This is a genomic window from Streptomyces sp. NPDC000151 (assembly GCF_040301705.1).
Taxonomy (GTDB): domain Bacteria; phylum Actinomycetota; class Actinomycetes; order Streptomycetales; family Streptomycetaceae; genus Streptomyces.
This window is the reverse complement of sequence record NZ_JBEPFC010000016.1, coordinates 26,841-45,934: the sequence shown is the minus strand read 5'-3', so window position 1 is coordinate 45,934 and position 19,094 is coordinate 26,841. Positions and strand designations below refer to the sequence as shown.

Annotated in this window: 19 protein-coding genes; 8 read left to right on the top strand and 11 right to left on the bottom strand. The window is 71.5% G+C overall.

The window, feature by feature from the left end; translation table 11 throughout:
* Nucleotides 1–5: 5 nt before the first annotated feature.
* The gene (locus ABT381_RS07900; protein WP_351589376.1) at nucleotides 6–359 is read left to right on the top strand and encodes a cytidine deaminase-like protein; all 354 of its coding nucleotides are present in this window, start codon (nucleotides 6–8) and stop codon (nucleotides 357–359) included.
* A 90-nt stretch (nucleotides 360–449) separates the two neighbouring features.
* On the top strand, nucleotides 450–1,388 hold the full coding sequence (gene era, locus ABT381_RS07895; RefSeq protein ID WP_351589373.1) for a GTPase Era: 939 nt from the start codon (nucleotides 450–452) through the stop codon (nucleotides 1,386–1,388).
* A 28-nt stretch (nucleotides 1,389–1,416) separates the two neighbouring features.
* Here the strand turns inward: era and ABT381_RS07890 are convergent, their stop codons facing one another.
* The 4 genes from ABT381_RS07890 to ABT381_RS07875 all read right to left on the bottom strand — a co-directional run bounded on the left by ABT381_RS07890 (nucleotide 1,417) and on the right by ABT381_RS07875 (nucleotide 5,552).
* The gene (locus ABT381_RS07890) at nucleotides 1,417–2,682 is read right to left on the bottom strand and encodes an MFS transporter (RefSeq protein ID WP_351589370.1); all 1,266 of its coding nucleotides are present in this window, start codon (nucleotides 2,680–2,682) and stop codon (nucleotides 1,417–1,419) included.
* Nucleotides 2,679–4,064 carry a GH1 family beta-glucosidase gene (locus ABT381_RS07885; RefSeq protein ID WP_351589367.1) on the bottom strand — a complete coding sequence of 462 codons (1,386 nt, stop codon included), beginning with the start codon at nucleotides 4,062–4,064 and terminating at the stop codon, nucleotides 2,679–2,681. The genes ABT381_RS07890 and ABT381_RS07885 overlap by 4 nt, the downstream gene beginning before the upstream one ends.
* A gap of 75 nt (nucleotides 4,065–4,139) precedes the next feature.
* Nucleotides 4,140–4,406, bottom strand: a complete 267-nt coding sequence (locus ABT381_RS07880; RefSeq protein WP_351589364.1) for a protealysin inhibitor emfourin — start codon at nucleotides 4,404–4,406, stop codon at nucleotides 4,140–4,142.
* A 48-nt stretch (nucleotides 4,407–4,454) separates the two neighbouring features.
* Nucleotides 4,455–5,552, bottom strand: a complete 1,098-nt coding sequence (locus ABT381_RS07875; RefSeq protein WP_351589361.1) for a M4 family metallopeptidase — start codon at nucleotides 5,550–5,552, stop codon at nucleotides 4,455–4,457.
* A 300-nt stretch (nucleotides 5,553–5,852) separates the two neighbouring features.
* On the opposite strand from ABT381_RS07875, the gene leuA reads away from it, so the two are divergent.
* From leuA to ABT381_RS07850, 5 genes are all read left to right on the top strand, one after another.
* On the top strand, nucleotides 5,853–7,628 hold the full coding sequence (gene leuA, locus ABT381_RS07870; RefSeq protein WP_351589359.1) for a 2-isopropylmalate synthase: 1,776 nt from the start codon (nucleotides 5,853–5,855) through the stop codon (nucleotides 7,626–7,628).
* Nucleotides 7,629–7,888: 260 nt separating this feature from the next.
* A complete protein-coding gene (locus tag ABT381_RS07865) occupies nucleotides 7,889–8,581 on the top strand; it encodes a TerB family tellurite resistance protein (protein ID WP_351589485.1) in 693 nt (230 codons plus the stop codon).
* 301 nt (nucleotides 8,582–8,882) lie between these two features.
* Nucleotides 8,883–9,098, top strand: coding sequence for a hypothetical protein (locus ABT381_RS07860; RefSeq protein ID WP_351589357.1), 216 nt, complete (start codon nucleotides 8,883–8,885; stop codon nucleotides 9,096–9,098).
* A 76-nt stretch (nucleotides 9,099–9,174) separates the two neighbouring features.
* Nucleotides 9,175–9,921 (top strand): DNA repair protein RecO, encoded by a 747-nt coding sequence (recO, locus tag ABT381_RS07855; RefSeq protein WP_351589354.1) that lies wholly within the window; start codon nucleotides 9,175–9,177, stop codon nucleotides 9,919–9,921.
* A 41-nt stretch (nucleotides 9,922–9,962) separates the two neighbouring features.
* Nucleotides 9,963–10,793 carry an isoprenyl transferase gene (locus ABT381_RS07850; protein ID WP_351589351.1) on the top strand — a complete coding sequence of 277 codons (831 nt, stop codon included), beginning with the start codon at nucleotides 9,963–9,965 and terminating at the stop codon, nucleotides 10,791–10,793.
* 68 nt (nucleotides 10,794–10,861) lie between these two features.
* On the opposite strand, the gene ABT381_RS07845 is transcribed toward ABT381_RS07850, so the two are convergent.
* From ABT381_RS07845 to ABT381_RS07830, 4 genes are all read right to left on the bottom strand, one after another.
* Nucleotides 10,862–11,287, bottom strand: a complete 426-nt coding sequence (locus ABT381_RS07845) for a Fur family transcriptional regulator (RefSeq protein WP_351589348.1) — start codon at nucleotides 11,285–11,287, stop codon at nucleotides 10,862–10,864.
* A gap of 83 nt (nucleotides 11,288–11,370) precedes the next feature.
* Nucleotides 11,371–12,270 (bottom strand): metal ABC transporter permease, encoded by a 900-nt coding sequence (locus ABT381_RS07840; protein WP_351589345.1) that lies wholly within the window; start codon nucleotides 12,268–12,270, stop codon nucleotides 11,371–11,373.
* Between the two features lies 1 nt (nucleotide 12,271).
* On the bottom strand, nucleotides 12,272–13,054 hold the full coding sequence (locus ABT381_RS07835; protein WP_351589343.1) for a metal ABC transporter ATP-binding protein: 783 nt from the start codon (nucleotides 13,052–13,054) through the stop codon (nucleotides 12,272–12,274).
* Nucleotides 13,055–13,068: 14 nt separating this feature from the next.
* A complete protein-coding gene (locus ABT381_RS07830) occupies nucleotides 13,069–14,043 on the bottom strand; it encodes a metal ABC transporter substrate-binding protein (protein WP_351589341.1) in 975 nt (324 codons plus the stop codon).
* A gap of 200 nt (nucleotides 14,044–14,243) precedes the next feature.
* On the opposite strand from ABT381_RS07830, the gene ABT381_RS07825 reads away from it, so the two are divergent.
* Nucleotides 14,244–15,626 (top strand): glycine--tRNA ligase, encoded by a 1,383-nt coding sequence (locus tag ABT381_RS07825; protein ID WP_351589338.1) that lies wholly within the window; start codon nucleotides 14,244–14,246, stop codon nucleotides 15,624–15,626.
* A 122-nt stretch (nucleotides 15,627–15,748) separates the two neighbouring features.
* Here ABT381_RS07825 and ABT381_RS07820 read toward each other — a convergent pair whose 3' ends face one another.
* From ABT381_RS07820 to ABT381_RS07810, 3 genes are all read right to left on the bottom strand, one after another.
* Nucleotides 15,749–16,336, bottom strand: coding sequence for a TetR family transcriptional regulator (locus ABT381_RS07820; protein WP_351589335.1), 588 nt, complete (start codon nucleotides 16,334–16,336; stop codon nucleotides 15,749–15,751).
* 89 nt (nucleotides 16,337–16,425) lie between these two features.
* Nucleotides 16,426–17,430 (bottom strand): aldo/keto reductase, encoded by a 1,005-nt coding sequence (locus tag ABT381_RS07815; RefSeq protein WP_351589332.1) that lies wholly within the window; start codon nucleotides 17,428–17,430, stop codon nucleotides 16,426–16,428.
* A gap of 110 nt (nucleotides 17,431–17,540) precedes the next feature.
* Nucleotides 17,541–19,028: an MFS transporter gene (locus tag ABT381_RS07810; protein ID WP_467754668.1), complete on the bottom strand. Its 1,488-nt coding sequence runs from the start codon at nucleotides 19,026–19,028 to the stop codon at nucleotides 17,541–17,543.
* Nucleotides 19,029–19,094: the final 66 nt, after the last annotated feature.

The window sequence follows — 19,094 nt, the reverse complement described above, 5'->3', positions numbered from 1 at the left end:
GCCGTATGAGCGAAGCCGCACCGCTGGACCCGGAAGACCGCAAGATCATCACGCTCGCCCGTTCGGCGCGTGCCCGTAATGGTGTCGTCGAAGGCGCCGCCGTACGGGACGAGACCGGACGGACGTACGTCGCGGGCACCGTGACCCTCGACTCTCTCAAGCTGAGCGCCCTGCAGACCGCCGTGGCGATGGCCGTCGCCAGCGGCGCGCAGTCCCTGGAGGCCGCCGCGGTGGTCACCGAGGCGGACACCGCGGCCGACGCGGACCGCGCGGCCGTCCGCGACCTGGGCGGTGCCGAGACCCCCGTACTGGTCGCCGGTCCCGACGGCGCCCTCCGGGAGACCGTCAAGGCCGGCTGAGCACCACAGCGCCGCCGCAATACCGCTGACCCACCGGTCCGGCCGGGCCGGTGGTCGGTGTCGTGCCCGCGATCGGGGAGAATGGGCGCCATGAGCGTTCGTACAGACTCCTCCGCCCCGCACCGCGCCGGCTTCGCGTGCTTCGTCGGCCGCCCGAACGCGGGCAAGTCCACCCTGACGAACGCTCTCGTCGGTACCAAGGTGGCCATCACCTCGAACCGGCCGCAGACCACCCGGCACACCGTGCGCGGCATCGTGCACCGCCCGGACGCGCAGCTCGTCCTCGTCGACACCCCCGGTCTGCACAAGCCGCGCACGCTGCTGGGCGAGCGGCTGAACGACGTCGTGCGGACCACCTGGGCCGAGGTCGACGTGATCGGCTTCTGCCTGCCCGCCGACCAGAAGCTCGGCCCGGGGGACCGTTTCATCGCCGGTGAGCTGGCCCAGGTCAAGAAGACCCCGAAGGTCGCCATCGTGACCAAGAGCGACCTGGTCGACTCCAAGGCGCTCGCCGAGCAGCTGATCGCCATCGACAGGCTGGGGCAGGAGCTCGGCATCGAGTGGGCCGAGATCATCCCGGTGTCGGCGGTGGGCGACAGCCAGGTGGGGCTGCTGGCCGATCTGCTCGTGCCGATGCTGCCCGAGAGCCCGCCGCTGTACCCGGAGGGCGACCTCACCGACGAGCCCGAGCAGGTCATGGTCGCCGAGCTGATCCGCGAGGCGGCGCTGGAGGGCGTGCGCGACGAGCTGCCGCACTCCATCGCGGTCGTGGTGGAGGAGATGCTGCCGCGCGAGGACCGGCCCGCCGACAAGCCGCTGCTGGACGTGCACGCGATCGTCTACATCGAGCGGCCCAGCCAGAAGGGCATCATCATCGGCCCCAAGGGCAAGCGCCTGAAGGAGGTCGGGATGAAGTCCCGCAAGCACATCGAGGCGTTGCTCGGCACCCCCGTCTACCTCGACCTGCACGTCAAGGTCGCCAAGGACTGGCAGCGCGACCCCAAGCAGCTGCGCAAGCTGGGCTTCTAGCCGTCCCCCTGGTCCCTCGCGGATGCCGCTAGTCCACCCCTCGGATGCGGCGTACGAAGAGCGCGCCCACGAGGGCGATGGCCGCGGCCAGGAGGTACAGGGCCGGGTAGCCGCCCAGGTGGCGGACCACCGGGGCCGCCAGGGCGGGCGCCGCGACCTGCGGCAGGGAGTTGGCGATGTTGATGACGCCGAGGTCCTTGCCGCGGTGCGCCGCGGCCGGGAGGACGTCCGTCATCAGCGCGAAGTCGACGGACATGAAGACGCCGAAGCCGATGCCCAGCGTGCCGGCCGCGACCAGCGCCCCGGGCCAGGTCTGCCAGCAGGCGAGCACCGCGGTGGCCGCCGCCATCAGGACGCCCGCCCACAGGACGAACGGCTTGCGGCGGCCCGTGCGGTCCGACCAGAAGCCGGCGGTGACGACCGTCGCCAGCAGCAGCGCCCCGTTGACCGCGGTGAGGATCAGCACCCCGGTCGCGGGGTCCGGGTGGTGCAGCGCGTCCCGCAGGTAGTACAGCAGGTACAGCAGCGCGATCGAGTTGCCGAGGTTGACCAGGAAGCGGGTCAGCCAGGCCCAGGCCAGGTCCGGGTGGCGGCGCGGGCTGATCCAGAAGGCGGTCAGGAAGGCGCGCCGGTCGAACGGCGGGCGCCGGTCGGCGGGCAGCACCAGGTCGAGGTGGAGCAGGACGTACGGGAGCGTGGCGAGGACCGTGAAGGCGGCGCAGGCCAGATAGCCCGCCGCGATGCCGCCGGCCGCGGTCGCCAGGCCCGTGCCCGCCAGTACGCCCAGGATCTGGGCCGCGCCCAGCCAGCCGCCGACCGCGCCGCGCTGCCGCCGCGGCACCCGGTCCGGCACCGCGGCCGTGAGCGCGGCGTACGCGGCGCTCAGCGCCAGCTGGACCAGGCACCAGCCCAGCAGCAGGGACGGCACGCCGTCCGCCGTGGCCAGCAGCGCGAGCGCGGCGGCGCCGGCCGGTACGCCGCCCGCGATCCACGGCGTACGGCGGCCGAAGCGGGAGGCCGTACGGTCCGAGGCCGCGCCGAAGAGCGGCGTGGCGACCAGCGCGACGGCCGCCCCGCAGCCGGTCACCCAGGCCAGTACGGTCTCCTTCGAGGTGCCGGCCGGGGCCAGCTCGGCGGCCTGCAGGGCCAGCAGGATCTGCAGCGGCCCGAACCAGCCGACCCAGACCGCCCCGCTGGCGAGCACCAGCGCCGCCGTCCAGCCGCGCCCGACCGGCACGACGGGCTCGGCCAGCGCGTCCTCCGCGCGCGAAGGCGCCGCTCTGCCCGGCGTCACCGCTGCGCCCGTAGCGCGTCCCGCAGCCAGTGGAAGGACGCCTTCGGGGTACGGGCCAGCGTCGCGTAGTCCACGTGGACCAGGCCGAAGCGCTGGGCATAGCCCTCGGCCCACTCGAAGTTGTCCAGCAGCGACCAGACGAAGTAGCCCCGGACGTCGACGCCGGCGGTCATGGCGGCGTGCAGCGCCCGCAGATGCGCGTCGAGGAACGCGATCCGCTCCGGGTCCTCGATCCCGTCGTACGAGCAGCCGTTCTCCGTGATGACGACGGGCGGCAGCGCGGCGCCGTAGCGGTCGCGGAAGGCGGTGAGGAGCTCGGTGAGGGCTTCGGGGACGACCGGCCACCCGAAGGCCGTACGCGGCCTGCCCTCGATCTCCCGCGGCGCGAAGGGCAGCTCCGGCGGGATCTCCACGCCCGCGAAGTCGGTGCCGCCGGCCGCCGCCGGGTCCGGGGCGCCCACCTTCGTCGGCTGGTAGTAGTTGACGCCGTACCAGTCCAGCGGCTGGGAGATCACCTTCAGATCCTCCGCCACCGGGCCCGGCAGCAGCGCGGCCAGCTCCTCGTCCGGGTAACGGCCGAGCAGCAGCGGGTCCGCGAAGAGGCGGTTGAGCAGCAGGTCGTACAGGTCGGCGGCCTCCCGGTCGGCCTCGCTCCCGGAAGCCGCCCAGGTCGGCCCGTGGGAGTTGGCGATGCCGACACTCGTCGCGCCGCGGGCCCGCAGCGCCTGGAGGGCGAGGCCGTGGCCGAGGAGCTGGTGGTGGGCGGCGGGCAGTGCCTCGAAGAGCAGCTTCCGGCCGGGCGCGTGCACGCCCAGGCCGTAGCCGAGGAGGGTGACCTCGGCGGGCTCGTTGAGGGTGATCCAGCGCGGTACGCGGTCCCCGAGGCGGGCCGCGACGGCGTCCGCGTACGCGGCGAAGGCGTACGCCGTGTCCCGTACGAGCCAGCCGCCCGCCTCCTCCAGCGGCAGCGGGGTGTCCCAGTGGTAGAGCGTGGGGAGCGGCTGCACGCCCGCCGCCAGCAGCTCGTCGACCAGCCGGTCGTAGAAGTCCAGCCCCGCGGCGTTGACCGGGCCGGTGCCGGTGGGGAGCACACGGGGCCAGGAGACCGAGAAGCGGTACGCACGGGCGCCGAGGCGGGCGAGCAGGGCGACGTCCTCGCGATAGCGGTGGTAGTGGCCGGTGGCGCGCGCCGAGGTGGCGCCGTCCTTGATGCTGCCCGGTACCGCCTCGAACGCGTCCCAGGACGAGCGGCCGCGCCCGTCCTCGTCCACCGCGCCCTCGATCTGCTGCGCCGAGGTCGACACACCCCACAGGAAGTCCGCGGGGAAGCGGGGGAGGGGAGGGAGCGGGCCGGCGGGCAACGTTGTCAGCGGCGACGTCATGGCCGGATCTTCTTGACCCGTCAGTAACGTGTCAAGGGCGCGGGCGGAGCCGCCCACCCGCACCCTTGGCACGCGCTATGCGCCTTCTTTGAGCACCCGGGTGATCAGCTTGCGCTGGTGGTCGGTCAGCCGGGGATCCGCGCAGTACACCGTCCGGCCGTCGACGGTGATCTGGTACGTGAAACCGTCCGGCACCCCGACGGGCGGGGTGCTCCGCCCGTCGGCCAGCGCCCGCTCGACCAGGTCGTCCCACTGGGCCGTATCGGCCCGGTCAGCGGTGTCGATCTCGGCGTGCTTCTCGATGCCGGCGAAACCGCCGGTGCGCCTCACCTGAATCCGCATGGCGGCAGCCTTCTCCTCTGCACGCCGGCGGTCAATGACCGCCGCCGGTCAATGACCCTGGTTGTTGGTGACGCCCACCTGGGACCACGCCTTCAGCAGCGCCTGGTGCTCCTCGCCCTGGTCGCCGTAGCGGGCCTTGGCCGCGTCGATCGTCAGCCTGGCGAAGTCCGCGAACTGGGCGTCCTTGGCGAGCTCGCCGCCCGTCAGCACGTCGTACCAGACCTGCCCGGCCCGCTCCCACGCGTTGCCGCCCAGGGCGACCGCCGCGAGGTAGAAGGCGTGGTTGGGGATGCCGGAGTTGATGTGCACCCCGCCGTTGTCCTGCGAGGTCTGCACATACCCGTCCATCGTGGCGGGCTGCGGGTCCTTGCCGAGCACGTCGTCGTCGTACGCCGTGCCGGGCGCCTTCATCGAGCGCAGCGCGGTCCCCTTGTCGACCTCCGGGCCGAGCAGCCCGTCGCCGATCAGCCAGTCCGCCTGCTCGGCGCTCTGCTTGAGGGAGTACTGCTTGATCAGCGAGCCGAAGACGTCCGAGACGGACTCGTTCAGCGCGCCGGACTGGCCGAGGTACTCCAGGTTGGCGGTGTACTGGGTGACGCCGTGGGTCAGTTCGTGCCCGATGACGTCCAGGGCGGTGGTGAAGTCCAGGAACAGCTCGCCGTCGCCGTCCCCGAAGACCATCCGCTCGCCGTCCCAGAAGGCGTTGTCGTACTCCCTGCCGTAGTGGACCGTGGCGTCCAGCGGGAGGCCCATGCCGTCGATGGAGTGCCGGGCGTAGACCTTGAAGTACAGCTCGAACGTGGCGCCGAGGCCGGCGAAGGCACGGTTGACCGAGGCGTCCTGGCCCGCCGGGTCGGCCTCGCCGCGGACCTTGGTGCCGGGCAGGGTTTCGGTGTGTTCCGCGTCATAGATCGTGCGCTGCGGCTTCTCGCTGCCCGCCCGGGCTTCGGCGGGCGCGGTGAAGCCGCGGACGGTGGAGATGCGGCGGCGGGTGCGCTGCAGGGCGTCGTGCTCGAGGGTGCGGCGCGCGCGGCCGGAGATCGTGGAGTTCTCGGCACGGGAGAGATGGTCGAGGAGGTGCGGCGGGACAATCCCGCAGAAGACCTGGCCGACAGCATGACTCTGGTTCGAGGAAGTGGCGTCCATGGGGCGAGCGTGGCACCGCGTGCAGGCTCTGTCACGACCCGCTACCGAGATTCCCGCGAATGTGTGCTTGGTCGCGAAACGGTCACAACGGAACTTCGGTCCCGCATACTGATACGGGACATCCGAGTGCCACGGGTCTCCGCTAGGGTGCAGAGCATCATGCGTTTCGGGCTGCTTCTCCTTAGCTGCCGCGGCGAGGGCCTGTAGTCGTAGGCCGACCCCCTCCCCGCGGAGTTCGGTGTTGCCGTGACAGCGCCCCGTCGGTCGTCCCAACCGGACATACGAGGAGCCCTACGCATCATGTCGAAGTCTGAGCAGTCCGAGAACGCCATCGGCCGCCCGACCCCCATCACCGCCGCTTCCGTCCAGCAGAAGCCGTCCGGGATGCCGGTCCACAAGTACGGCCGTTACGAAGCGGTGTACATCCCCGACCGCACGTGGCCGGACCAGCGCATCACCAAGGCCCCTCGCTGGCTCTCGACCGACCTGCGCGACGGCAATCAGGCGCTGATCGACCCCATGTCGCCCGCCCGCAAGCGCGAGATGTTCGACCTGCTGGTCAAGATGGGCTACAAGGAGATCGAGGTCGGCTTCCCCTCCTCCGGTGAGACCGACTTCAACTTCGTACGCTCGATCATCGAAGAGGGCGCGATCCCCGAGGACGTGACGATCTCCGTCCTGACCCAGGCCCGCGAAGAGCTGATCGAGCGCACCATCGAGTCGCTGCGCGGCGCGCACCGGGCGACGGTGCACCTGTACAACGCCACGGCGCCCACCTTCCGCCGGGTCGTCTTCCGCGGCTCCAAGGAGCAGGTCAAGCAGATCGCCGTGGACGGCACGCGGCTGGTCATGGAGTACGCCGAGAAGATCCTGGGCGACGAGACGATCTTCGGCTACCAGTACAGCCCCGAGATCTTCACCGACACCGAGCTGGACTTCGCCCTGGAGGTCTGCGAGGCGGTCATGGACGTCTGGCAGCCCGAGGAGGGCCGCGAGATCATCCTGAACCTGCCCGCCACGGTCGAGCGCTCCACGCCGAGCACGCACGCGGACCGCTTCGAGTGGATGTCGCGCAAGCTGTCGCGCCGCGAGTACGTCTGCCTGTCCGTCCACCCGCACAACGACCGCGGCACCGCCGTCGCCGCCGCCGAGCTGGCGGTCATGGCCGGCGCCGACCGCGTCGAGGGCTGCCTGTTCGGGCAGGGCGAGCGCACCGGCAACGTCGACCTGGTCACCCTGGGCATGAACCTGTTCTCGCAGGGTGTCGACCCGATGATCGACTTCTCGCAGATCGACGAGATCCGTCGCACCAGCGAGTACTGCAACCAGATGGAGATCCACCCGCGCCACCCCTACGCGGGCGATCTGGTCTACACCGCCTTCTCCGGCTCCCACCAGGACGCCATCAAGAAGGGCTTCGACGCGCGGGAGGCCGACGCGGCCGCCGCGGGCAAGAGCGCGGAGGAGATCGAGTGGGCGGTGCCGTACCTGCCCATCGACCCCAAGGACGTCGGCCGCTCCTACGAGGCCGTGATCCGGGTCAACTCCCAGTCCGGCAAGGGCGGCATCTCCTACGTCCTGAAGAACGACCACAAGCTGGACCTGCCGCGCCGCATGCAGATCGAGTTCTCCCGGACCATCCAGGAGAAGACCGACTCCGAGGGCGGCGAGGTCACCCCGGCGGACATCTGGTCCACCTTCCAGGACGAGTACCTGCCCACCCCCGAGAACGCGTGGGGCCGCATCTCGCTGCGCTCCGCGCAGACCTCCACGACGAGCGAGGGCACGGACGCGCTGACCGTCGAGGCCGTCGTCGACGGCCAGGACACGGTCCTGACGGGCACCGGCAACGGCCCGCTGGCCGCCTTCTTCGACGCGCTGCACGCCATCGACGTCGACGTCCGGCTGCTGGACTACGTCGAGCACACGATGAGCGAGGGCGCCGGGGCGCAGGCCGCCGCGTACATCGAATGTGCCATCGGCGACAAGGTCCTGTGGGGCGTCGGCATCGACGCGAACATCGTCCGCGCCTCGATCAAGGCCGTCGTCTCCGCCGTCAACCGCGCGAGCCGCTGACACCCGGACGGAGGTGGGTGGTAAACCCGCTGGCCGGGTACGGGAACGTACCCACGGGCCGGTTCGCCGCCCCCGCCTGACGCCCGCGCAAGGCCCCGCCCCTCGTCAAAAAGAGGGGCGGGGCCTTCCGTCTTGTCCGGTACGACATGCTGACGCGGCGTCTCGGATGTGGCTAACATCACGTCAGCGCGGCAGCGTTGCCGATGGGGGCACCTCCCGCGCCCTTGAGGCGCAGGGGGAGTTACGGAGGTCTGGACGTGATGCACAAGCTGGGCATGGTGGGCGTGCGCACGTCATGGCGCACTCTCGCCGACGGCGAGTTCTTCTGCCCCGAGTGCGGTGGCGACCGTAACTACCGCCGTCGTACGGGCAGGCGCCGGCTGACCGTGCTCGGCCTCCCGGTCCTCCCGCGCGGCACGGCGGGCCCCGTCCTGGAATGTTCCTCCTGTACGGGCCACTTCGGCCTGGACGCCCTGGACCACCCGACCACGACCCGCTTCTCGGCGATGCTCCGCGACGCCGTGCACACGGTGACGCTCGCCCTGCTGGCCGCGGGCGGCACGGCCTCCCGCACGGTCCGCGAGCAGGCGGTCGCGGCGGTACGGGCCGCCGGCTTCACCGAGTGCACGGAGGAGCAGCTGCTCTCCCTGCTGGCCGCGCTCGCCGCGGACACGGGCCGGCTCCCGGGCACGTACCACGACGGGCGGGACGGCCTCGACCCGTGCGGCACGGCGCTCGCGATAGAGCTCCACGAAGCGCTGGAGCCGCTCGCGCCCCACCTCGCGCCGGCCGGGCGCGAATCGCTGCTGCTGCAGGGCGCGCGCATCGCGCTGGCGGACGGCCCCTACACGGGTCCCGAGCGCGAGGTCCTCACGACGGTGGGCACGGCGCTGTCGCTCGACGCGCAGGACACGGACCGGCTCCTCGCCGCCGCCGCGCGCACGCCTTCTTAGGGCCGCCGCGCAGCGAAATGCCGCGCACCGCGCAGCAAATCCTCGTACGCGCGGGCGAAAGTGCCGCTCGTTTTCGGTTCGGTCGCCGGCCCAACTCCCTTGCCTCGCGCCGCACTTGACGCGCGTACGCCGCTGTCGATTTTAGGTCGGCAGGCGTGCGTCAAGGATGTGAACAGCGAAAATCTCCCGGCGGAAAACTCCGTGCCGGGAAGGTGGGGCGTGCGGTCGGCGCGGAAAGCAGTGCCCGCGAAAGGCCGCGGACCAGTGCCGAATTCGAGGCGAAGGAAGCGAGCGAGGAACGATGAGCGCCGCGGTGGGTTCGTACGTCGTGGACACGCGGACGGGCAGAGTCGGAATGGTGATGGGGAGCGAGGGGCCGTATCTGCAGCTGCGGCCGGTGGGCGGCGGGCGGGAGTGGGACTGCGCGCCCGAGGCCGTGCGGATCGCGACGGCGAGTGAGCGGCTGAGCGCGGCCACGGCGTACGTGAACGCCCGCAGCCGCGGCGAGGTGGGCTGAGCGCGGCCGACAGGGACAACGGGGGAGCAACGGGGGACCGTCCCCGTGCGGCACGGCCGTACGGGACAATGGCTTCATGAGTCTGTTCCGTGATGACGGTGTCGTGCTGCGCACCCAGAAGCTGGGTGAGGCGGACCGGATCATCACGCTGCTGACCCGCGGACACGGCCGGGTACGGGCCGTGGCCCGCGGCGTCCGGCGCACGAAGTCGAAGTTCGGCGCGCGGCTGGAGCCGTTCTCGCACGTGGACGTGCAGTTCTTCGCGCGCGGCGGCGAGCTGATCGGGCGCGGACTGCCGCTGTGCACACAGAGCGAGACGATCGCCGCGTACGGTGGCGGCATCGTCCGCGACTACGACCGGTACACCGCGGGGACCGCGATGCTGGAGACGGCGGAGCGGTTCACCGACCACGAGGGCGAGCCGGCGGTGCAGCAGTACCTCCTCCTCGTGGGCGGGCTGCGGACGCTCGCCTCCGGGGAGCACGCCGCGCATCTCGTCCTGGACGCCTTTCTGCTGCGCTCGCTCGCGGTGAACGGCTACGCACCGAGTTTTGACGACTGCGCCCGGTGCGGAATGCCCGGTCCCAACCGGTTCTTCTCGGTCGGCGCGGGCGGAGTGATATGCGGGGAGTGCCGCGTGCCCGGAAGCGTCGTACCCTCCTCGGAGTCGATCGCGCTGCTCAGCGCGTTGCTGACGGGGGACTGGCAGACGGCCGACGCGGCCGAGGCCCGGCACGTCCGGGAGGGCAGCGGGCTGGTCGCGGCGTATCTGCAGTGGCACCTGGAGCGAGGACTGCGCTCGCTCCGCTACGTAGAGAAGTAACCACCCAAGAGCTGAACCAAGAGCTAGGAGACGTGGCACGCATGGCACGACGTGGGATTCTGGGCCGTTCGCGGCGGGAGTACCAGGCGCCGGAGCCGCACCCGTCCGGTGCGCGGCCGCCGAAGATCCCCGGTGAGCTGGTCCCCGAGCACGTGGCCATCGTGATGGACGGCAACGGGCGCTGGGCGAAGGAGCGCGGGCTGCCGCGCACCGAGGGGCACAAGGTCGGCGCCGAGCAGGTGCTGGACGTGCTGCAGGGCGCGATCGAGATGGGCGTGCAGGCCATCTCGCTGTACGCCTTCTCCACCGAGAATTGGAAGCGGTCGCCGGACGAGGTGCGCTTCCTGATGAACTTCAACCGCGACTTCATCCGCAAGACCCGCGACCAGCTCGACGCGCTCGGCATCCGGGTCCGCTGGGTGGGCCGGATGCCCAAGCTGTGGCGTTCCGTGGCCAAGGAGCTCCAGGTCGCGCAGGAGCAGACGCAGGACAACGACAAGCTGACGCTGTACTTCTGCATGAACTACGGCGGCCGCGCGGAGATCGCGGACGCGGCGCAGGCGCTGGCCGAGGACGTGAAGGCGGGCCGCCTGGACCCGTCGAAGGTGAACGAGAAGACCTTCGCGAAGTACCTGTACTACCCGGACATGCCGGACGTGGACATGTTCCTGCGGCCCTCCGGTGAGCAGCGCACGTCGAACTACCTGATCTGGCAGAGCGCGTACGCCGAGATGGTCTTCCAGGACGTGCTGTGGCCGGACTTCGACCGGCGGAACCTGTGGGACGCGTGCATGTCGTACGCCAAGCGCGACCGGCGCTTCGGCGGTGCCCAGCCGAACGAGGTCCCGGAGACGCCCGCCCAGCAGTCCTGAGCGGACACAGAAGGGCCCGGCAGCCGCCTGCGCGGCCGGACCGGGCCCTTCGTCGTTTCTCCGGCGTCCTAGGACGCCTGCGCGGCCTTCACGCAGTCCCCGCACGTGCCGAAGATCTCGATCGTGTGCGCGACGTCACGGAACCCGTGCTCCGCGGCGATCTGATCGGCCCACTTCTCCACCGCCGGACCCTCGACCTCCACGGCCTTGCCGCAGGTGCGGCAGACCAGGTGGTGATGGTGGTCCTCGGTGCTGCACCGGCGGTAGACGGCCTCGCCCTCGCTGGTGCGCAGCACGTCCACCTCGCCGGCGTCGGCCAGCGACTGGAGCGTGCGGTAGACCGTGGTGAGCCCCACCGAGTCGCCCCGGTGCTTGAGCATGTCGTGCAGGTCCTGCGCGCTGCGGAACTCGTCGACCTCGTCGAGCGCCGCGGCCACGGCGGCCCGCTGCCGCGTCGACCGGCCGCGCACCGGAGATCCCGCGCTCGTCGCCACCGTTGCCTCCCTAGGCGTAGAACATCCCCCTGCGGAACGTCCGGCCATTGTGCCAGGTGATGACCGGAACCCGGCTGGGACGCTTACACCCGCACGCCGACGTCGTCGGCGGGGGGGCGTGCTCCCGGCACCTCCAGGGTGCACCCCTGCTCGTCCCGTACGGCGGCTCGCGCGCGTTTTTTCGCCAGCGGAGCGGCGATCAGCGAGAAGACGGCGAAGACCGCGATGGCCAGCAGCACGATGCTCGCACCCGGCGGCACGTCCACGTAGAACGACACGGCCGTACCGGAGAGCGTGACGATCACGCCGATCGCCACCGAGATCGCGAGGGTCGCGGCGAAGCCGCGGGTGGCCTGCTGGGCGGCCGCGACCGGCACCACGAGCAGCGCGCTGACCAGCAGCAGGCCGACGGCGCGCATGGCGACCGTGACCGTGACGGCGGCGGTGACCGCGAGCAGCAGGTTCAGTACGCGGACGGGCAGGCCGGTGACGCGGGCGAACTCCTCGTCCTGGCAGATCGCGAAGAGCTGGCGGCGCAGCCCGAGCGTGATCACCAGCACGAAGGCGGCCAGGATCGCGGTGACCGTGACGTCCTCGGGGGAAACGCTGGTGATGGAGCCGAAGAGGTAGCTGGTGAGGTTGGCGGTGGAGCCGCCGGGCGCGAGGTTGATGATCAGTACGCCGCCGGCCATGCCGCCGTAGAAGAGCATGGCGAGCGCGATGTCGCCGCGGGTCTTGCCGTACGACCGGACCAGCTCCATGATCACCGCGCCGACGGTGGCGACCAGTACGGCCATCCACACCGGCGAGGTGTTGAGCAGGACGCCGAGCGCGACACCGGTCAGCGCGACGTGCCCGATGCCGTCGCCCATGATCGCCTGGCGGCGCTGCACGAGATAGATGCCGACGGCGGGCGCGGTGATGCCGACCAGGGCGGCGGCGATCAGCGCCCGCTGCATGAAGGCGTAGGTGAGGATGTCCATCTCAGGTCAGCAGTCCTGTCCGGACGGGCTCGTGGGCCGCGTCCGCGTGCGGGTGTACGTGGTCGTGGCCGGGCAGCGCGTGCTGGCCGACCGCCTCCGGGGGCGGCCCGTCGTGGACGACGCAGCCGTCCCGCAGCACCACCGCACGGTCGATGAGCGGCTCCAGCGGGCCCAGCTCATGCAGGACCAGGAGGACCGTGGCGCCGGCCTCGACCTGGGCGCGCAGCGTCGCCGCCAGCACCTCCTGGCTGGCGAGGTCCACGCCGGCCATCGGCTCGTCCATGATCAGCAGTTCGGGCTCGGCGACCAGCGCGCGGGCTATCAGGACCCGCTGGTGCTGGCCGCCGGAGAGCGCGCCGACCGAGTCCTTCGCGCGGTCGGCCATGCGGACCTGTTCCAGCGCGGTCATGACGGCCGCGCGGTCGGCCCTGCCCGGCCACTTCAGCTTCGTACGGGCCAGCCGGCCCGCCGCCACGACCTCGCGGACCGTGGCGGGCACCCCGCCGGCCGCGGTGGTGCGCTGCGGTACGTACCCGATGCGCGCCCAGTCCTTGAAGCGGCGCGCGGGCGTGCCGAACAGCTCCAGCTCGCCGGAGCTGAGCGGAACCTGGCCGACCACCGCGCGGACGGCCGTGGACTTGCCGGAGCCGTTCGCGCCGAGCAGCGCGACGACCTCGCCGCGCCGCACGGTCAGGTCGACGCCGCGCAGCACGGGGCGGGCGCCCAGCGCCGCGCTCGCGCCGCGCAATGACACGACAGCCGCGGCCTCGTCCGTACTGCTCATGGCAGCTCCTTCGGTCACTTGGCGCCCAGTGCCTTCTGCAGCGCCTTGAGGTTGGACTCCATGACGGAGAGGTAGTCGTCGCCGCGGGACTTCTTGGTGATGCCCTCGATGGGGTCGAGCACGTCCGTCTTGGCGTGCACGTCCTTGGCCAGCGTCTTGGCCATGTCGGGGCTGGTCAGCGTCTCGAAGAAGACGGTGTGCACGTCGTGCTTCTTCGCCAGCGCCTGGAGGTCCTTCACGCGGCTGCCGCTGACGTCGGTGGCCTCCGGGTCCAGGCCGCTGATGGCCTCCTCGGTGAGGCCGTAGCGCTCGGCGAGGTAGCCGAAGGCGGCGTGGGTGGTGATGAAGGTGTCCGACTTACGGTTCTTCAGCCCGTCCTTGTACTCCTGGTTCAGCTTGTCCAGCTGCTTCACCAGCGCGTCGGTGTTCTTCTCGTAGTCGGCCTTGTGCTTCGGGTCGGCCGCGGCGAGGGTCTTCCCGACGCCCTTGGCGGCCTCGGCGTACTTCACGGGGTCCAGCCAGATGTGCGGGTCGAGCCCGGACTCGTCACCGTGGTCGTGACCGCCCTCGGCGTGCTCCTCGTGCCCGTGGTCGTGGCCGCCGACCTCGCTGCCGTGCTGTTCGAGAGTGGTGAAGGAGGCGGCGTCGGCGGTGTGCTGCACGCCGGACTGCTTGACGGCCTCGTCCACGGCCGGCTGGACGCCCTTGAGGTAGACGATGGCGTCGGACTCGCCGAGCTGGGCGGTCTGCTTCGGGCTGAGCTCCAGGTCGTGCGGCTCGGTGCCGGGGGCGGTGAGGCCGGTCACCGAGACGTGGCTGCCGCCGATCTTCTCGGCGAGGAACTGCATCGGGTAGAAGGACGCCGTCACGGCGAGCTTGCCGTCCTCCTTGCCCGTCGCACCGGAGGTGGAGCAGGCGGAGACGGCGAGAAGGCCCAGGACGGCGGAGCCGGCGAGGGCCGCGGTGGATATCCGACGGCGTACGTTCATGACACTCATTTTCAACAAAGCTGGAAACGATTGTCAACAAACCAGGTGAGAGGGGGACAGGGGCGGGAACCGATTTGATCCGGGGGGTACGGCCGCCGGTACCCTGAACCATTCGCCCGACCGTCTCCCGACCACCACCCGCTCGGGGCGCCAGGGCGCCGCTCCTATCCATCGTTCGTCGTCGCAATGAAGAGAGCACCGTGGCCGCCGACAAGATCGACACCATCGTCAGCCTGAGCAAGCGCCGTGGCTTCGTATACCCGTGCAGTGAGATCTACGGCGGCCAGCGCGCCGCCTGGGACTACGGTCCCCTCGGTGTGGAGCTCAAGGAGAACATCAAGCGTCAGTGGTGGCGCAACATGGTCACCTCGCGCGACGACGTGGTCGGTCTCGACTCGTCGGTCATCCTGGCCTCGGAGGTCTGGGTGGCCTCCGGTCACGTCGCCACCTTCACGGACCCGCTGACCGAGTGCACCTCGTGCCACAAGCGGTTCCGCGCGGACCACCTGGAAGAGGCGTACGAGGCCAAGCACGGCCACCTGCCCGCCAACGGCATGGCCGACATCAACTGCCCGCACTGCGGCAACAAGGGCGGCTTCACGGAGCCCAAGCAGTTCTCCGGCCTGCTCTCCACGCACCTCGGCCCGACCCAGGACTCCGGCTCGGTCGCGTACCTCCGCCCCGAGACCGCCCAGGGCATCTTCACCAACTTCGCCCAGGTCCAGCAGACCTCGCGCAAGAAGCCCCCGTTCGGCATCGCCCAGATGGGCAAGTCGTTCCGGAACGAGATCACGCCGGGCAACTTCATCTTCCGCACCCGCGAGTTCGAGCAGATGGAGATGGAGTTCTTCGTCAAGCCGGGCGAGGACGAGCAGTGGCACGAGTACTGGATGGAGCAGCGCTGGAACTGGTACCGCGACCTCGGTATCCGCGAGGAGAACATCCGGTGGTACGACCACCCCAAGGAGAAGCTCTCCCACTACTCCAAGCGCACCGCTGACATCGAGTACCGCTTCCAGTTCGGCGGCTCGGAGTGGGGCGAGCTGGAGGGTGTCGCGAACCGCACGGACTACGACCTCTCCTCGCACTCCAAGGCGTCCGGCCAGGACCTGTCGTACTTCGACCAGGAGGCCGGCGAGCGCTGGACTCCGTACGTCATCGAGCCCGCGGCCGGTGTCGGCCGGGCGATGCTCGCCTTCATGCTCGACGCGTACATCGAGGACGAGGCGCCCAACGCCAAGGGCAAGATGGAGAAGCGCACGGTCATGCGCCTCGACCCGCGCCTGTCGCCGGTCAAGGTCGCCGTCCTGCCGCTGTCCCGGAACCCGCAGCTGTCCCCGAAGGCCAAGGGCCTCGCGGCGGACCTGCGCAAGAACTGGAACATCGAGTTCGACGACGCGGGCGCGATCGGCCGCCGCTACCGCCGCCAGGACGAGATCGGCACGCCGTTCTGCGTCACGGTCGACTTCGACACCCTCGACGACAACGCCGTGACCGTGCGCGAGCGCGACACGATGAAGCAGGAGCGGGTGTCGCTGGACCAGATCCAGTCGTACCTGGGTGGGCGTCTGCTGGGCTGCTGACGCAGCGGTTTTACCGGCCGGTCCCTGCTTGCTGCGGGGGCCGGCCGGTTCGCGTCTGTGTGGTGGCGGTCGGTGGCCGGGTGCGGCGCCGTTCTGGTTGCTCGCGCAGTTCCCCGCGCCCCTTACGGGGCGCGGAGGCCGTCCAGTACCAGGGTGAGGACGGCCCTGTACTCCCGCTCGATCTCGGGGGCGGACCACTCCGCCGCGTGGGCGGGGTTGTGGAAGCGGGTCGTGGCGTCGAAGACCGCGCGGGCCGTCGGTTCCGGATCGGTGGGCGCGAAGGCGCCCTGCGCGATGCCGTCCGCGACGATCCGCGTGAGCTGCCCCACCAGCTCGGCGACGTGCGCGTCCACGACCTTCGCCGTCTCGGACGTCAGCACCATGTAGGTGCCGAAGAGCTCGGGATCGTCGCCCGCCTTGCGCCGCTTCGCCGCGAAGAGGGTGTCGAGCCACCGCGTCAGCCGGTCGGCGGCGGGGCCTTCGGTGTCCGCCGCGATGTCCGCGAGCACCCCGGTCGTACGCTCCAGCCAGCGCCCCGTGACCGCCTCGCGCAGCGCCGCCTTGGTCGGGAAGTGGCGGTAGACGCTGCCGTGGCTGACGCCCAGTGCCCGCGCCACGTCCACCACCGTGGCCTTGGCCTGGCCGTGCCGGCGGAGTACCTCCTCGGTGGCCTCGAGGATGCGTTCGCGGGTCAGCGGCTCAGACGGCATGGGGAGTTCGGGCCTTCCGTGATCGGGAGCGGCGGGTGGGGCGCCGTGCTACGGACCGTATCCGACGCCCCGCCCGCCGCCGAGCGGGGTCAGCGCTCGCTGTCCAGGTCGGCCATGGCAGCCGCGGGGTAGCGGTCGCCCGCGGCCGCGCCGGCCGGCACCGCCTGCTCGATCGCCGCCAGGTCGGCGGGGGCCAGCGTGACGTCCAGGGCGCCGAGCGCCTCGGTCAGCCGCTCGCGGGTGCGGGCGCCGATCAGCGGGACGATGTCCTCGCCCTGGGCCAGCACCCAGGCGATCGCGGTCTGGGCGACCGAGACGCCCTGCTGCTCGGCGATCTTCCGCAGCGCGTCGACCAGGCCGAGGTTGTGGTCGAGGTTGGCGCCCTGGAAGCGCGGGCTGAAGCTGCGGAAGTCGTTCGCGGCCAGCTCCCGGTCGCGGGAGAAGTGCCCGCTGATCAGGCCGCGGGAGAGGACCCCGTACGCGGTGATCCCGATGCCCAGCTCGCGCGCGGTGGGCAGGACGTTCGCCTCGATGCCGCGCGAGATGAGCGAGTACTCGATCTGGAGGTCGGAGATCGGGGCCGTGGCGGCGGCCCGGCGCAGCGTCTCCGCGCCCACCTCGGACAGGCCGATGTGGCGCACGTGCCCGGCCTCGACCAGCTCGGCGATCGCGCCGACGGTCTCCTCGATCGGTACGTCGGGGTCGAGGCGGGCGATGCGGTAGACGTCGATGTGGTCGAGGCCGAGCCGCTGGAGGGAGTAAGCGGCGAAGTTCTTCACCGCCTCCGGCCGTCCGTCGTAGCCGTTGAACGCGCCCTCGACCGTCCGCAGGGCGCCGAACTTCACGCTGGTCAGGGCCTTTTCGCGGGCGGCCGCCGGAGCGGTGCGGAGCGCTTCGTTGATGAGCAGTTCGTTGTGGCCCATGCCGTAGAAGTCGCCGGTGTCCAGGAGCGTGACGCCGGCGTCCAGCGCGGCGTGGATCGTGGCGAGGGACTCGGCGCGGTCGGTGTCCCCGTAGAGCGCGGACATGCCCATGCAGCCGAGGCCGAGGGCGGAGGTGTGCGGGCCGGTGGTGCCAAGGGTGCGAGTCTGCATGTCCTTCACCGTGCCATGACAGCTGACAGAATTCAATATCTGTTACTTGTTAACTGTTATCTGCGAGTCGTCAGCCGTCATGGTGGGGCGTTCCGGGGCGCGGGACGGGGTCAGTTCAGGGACCGCGGCAGGCGGCGGGAGAGGGCCGCCATCGCCAGCAGGCCCGCGAACTGGACGGCGAAGGCGATGAGCAGGGCGTTCCGGACGCCGGCCGACGGGACCAGGCCCAGGTACACCGAGCCGATCGTCGCGACCCCGAGGGCCAGGCAGGTCTGCTGGGCGGTGACCGAGAGGCCGCTGCCCGCGCCCGCCCGCTCCGGCGGTACGGAGGCCAGCATCACCCGGAAGTACGTCGGGAGCTGGAAGCCCTGGCCGGCGCCGATCACGGCCATGCCGGGGGCGAGCGTCAGCGGGCTCAGGTGCGGCCAGCCGGCCAGGACGGTGCCGGCGAGCAGGGCCAGCCCCACGGCGTGGATCAGCGCGCCGGCCGTCAGGACCCGGCTGCCGAGGCGGGGGACGAGCCGCGGCCCGTACAGCGAACCGGCCAGGAAGGCCACGCTCATCGGGACCACCGCGGCCCCCGCCACCAGCGGCGACAGCCGCAGCCCCTGCTGGAGTGCGACCGCCACCACGAACATGAAGCCGCCGAAGCCCGCGAAGAGCGGCACGGCGACGGCCAGGCCGCGCCGGACGCCCGGCTCGCGCAGCAGGGAGGGCGGCAGCAGCGGGGCGCCGCCGGTGCGCTCGGCCCGCCGCTCGACCACGTAGAACGCCCAGGCCAGCAGGGGTGCGGCGGCCAGCAGTAGCCAGGACCACAGCGGACCGCCGGCCGCCCGGCCCTCGGTCAGCGGCAGCAGCAGCGCGACCAGGGCGAGCGCGAAGAGGACGGTGCCGGCCCGGTCGCCGCGGGACGGCCGCGCCGCCCGGCTGTCCGGTACCGAGAACCGGCCCAGCAGCAGGATGGCCGCCACCACCGGCACGTTCACCAGGAAGATCGCGCGCCAGCCGGTGCCCAGCAGGTCGGCGGAGACCAGCAGCCCGCCGAGCAGCTGCCCGGCCACCCCGGCGACACCGCCCGTCGCGCCGTACAGGCCGAGCGCCCGGCCGCGCCGCGCGCCGGACGTCGTGGCGTGGATGGTGGCCAGCACCTGCGGCAGCATCACCGCGGACGCGGCGCCCTGCGCGGCCCGCGCCGCCACCAGCGACCAGGCGTCCGGCGCCAGGCCGCAGGCCAGCGAGGTCACGCCGAAGGCGGCCGCGCCCCACAGGAACAGCCGCCGCCGGCCGTAGGTGTCGCCGAGCCGGCCGCCGAGGACGAGCAGCACGGCGTACGCCATGGCGTAGGCCGCCGCGACCATCTCCAGGACGGCGGGCCCGGCCCGCAGGTCGCGCTCGATGGACGGCAGGGCGACGTTCACGATGAAGAAGTCGGTCATGGGCAGCGCGGCGCCCAGGAGGAGGGTGGCCAGGCCGAGTGCGGTCAGGCGGGCGGCCGGGGCGGCGGGGGCGGCCGCTGAAGGTCCGGCGCCGCGGCCTTCCGGAGCCGGCGTCTCCGGCGTCGTCGTGGGAGTCGTCTGAGGTGTCGTCGTGGTGCTCACACTCCGACGATCCGGCAGCGCCCAGCCGGGTACCAGAGTGTGCTCATCCTGGTACCGGCACTACCT

Bases quoted from the DNA above. Each gene is read 5' to 3' on its own strand.
- ABT381_RS07835 (WP_351589343.1), bottom strand. From the start codon at position 13,054: ATGAGCAGTACGGACGAGGCCGCGGCTGTCGTGTCATTGCGCGGCGCG.
- ABT381_RS07815 (WP_351589332.1), bottom strand. From the start codon at position 17,430: ATGCAGACTCGCACCCTTGGCACCACCGGCCCGCACACCTCCGCCCTC.
- recO (WP_351589354.1), top strand. From the start codon at position 9,175: ATGAGTCTGTTCCGTGATGACGGTGTCGTGCTGCGCACCCAGAAGCTG.
- ABT381_RS07880 (WP_351589364.1), bottom strand. From the start codon at position 4,406: ATGCGGATTCAGGTGAGGCGCACCGGCGGTTTCGCCGGCATCGAGAAG.
- ABT381_RS07830 (WP_351589341.1), bottom strand. From the start codon at position 14,043: ATGAACGTACGCCGTCGGATATCCACCGCGGCCCTCGCCGGCTCCGCC.
- ABT381_RS07850 (WP_351589351.1), top strand. From the start codon at position 9,963: ATGGCACGACGTGGGATTCTGGGCCGTTCGCGGCGGGAGTACCAGGCG.
- ABT381_RS07865 (WP_351589485.1), top strand. From the start codon at position 7,889: ATGCACAAGCTGGGCATGGTGGGCGTGCGCACGTCATGGCGCACTCTC.
- ABT381_RS07860 (WP_351589357.1), top strand. From the start codon at position 8,883: ATGAGCGCCGCGGTGGGTTCGTACGTCGTGGACACGCGGACGGGCAGA.
- ABT381_RS07840 (WP_351589345.1), bottom strand. From the start codon at position 12,270: ATGGACATCCTCACCTACGCCTTCATGCAGCGGGCGCTGATCGCCGCC.
- ABT381_RS07900 (WP_351589376.1), top strand. From the start codon at position 6: ATGAGCGAAGCCGCACCGCTGGACCCGGAAGACCGCAAGATCATCACG.
- era (WP_351589373.1), top strand. From the start codon at position 450: ATGAGCGTTCGTACAGACTCCTCCGCCCCGCACCGCGCCGGCTTCGCG.
- ABT381_RS07820 (WP_351589335.1), bottom strand. From the start codon at position 16,336: ATGCCGTCTGAGCCGCTGACCCGCGAACGCATCCTCGAGGCCACCGAG.
- ABT381_RS07885 (WP_351589367.1), bottom strand. From the start codon at position 4,064: ATGACGTCGCCGCTGACAACGTTGCCCGCCGGCCCGCTCCCTCCCCTC.
- leuA (WP_351589359.1), top strand. From the start codon at position 5,853: ATGTCGAAGTCTGAGCAGTCCGAGAACGCCATCGGCCGCCCGACCCCC.
- ABT381_RS07875 (WP_351589361.1), bottom strand. From the start codon at position 5,552: ATGGACGCCACTTCCTCGAACCAGAGTCATGCTGTCGGCCAGGTCTTC.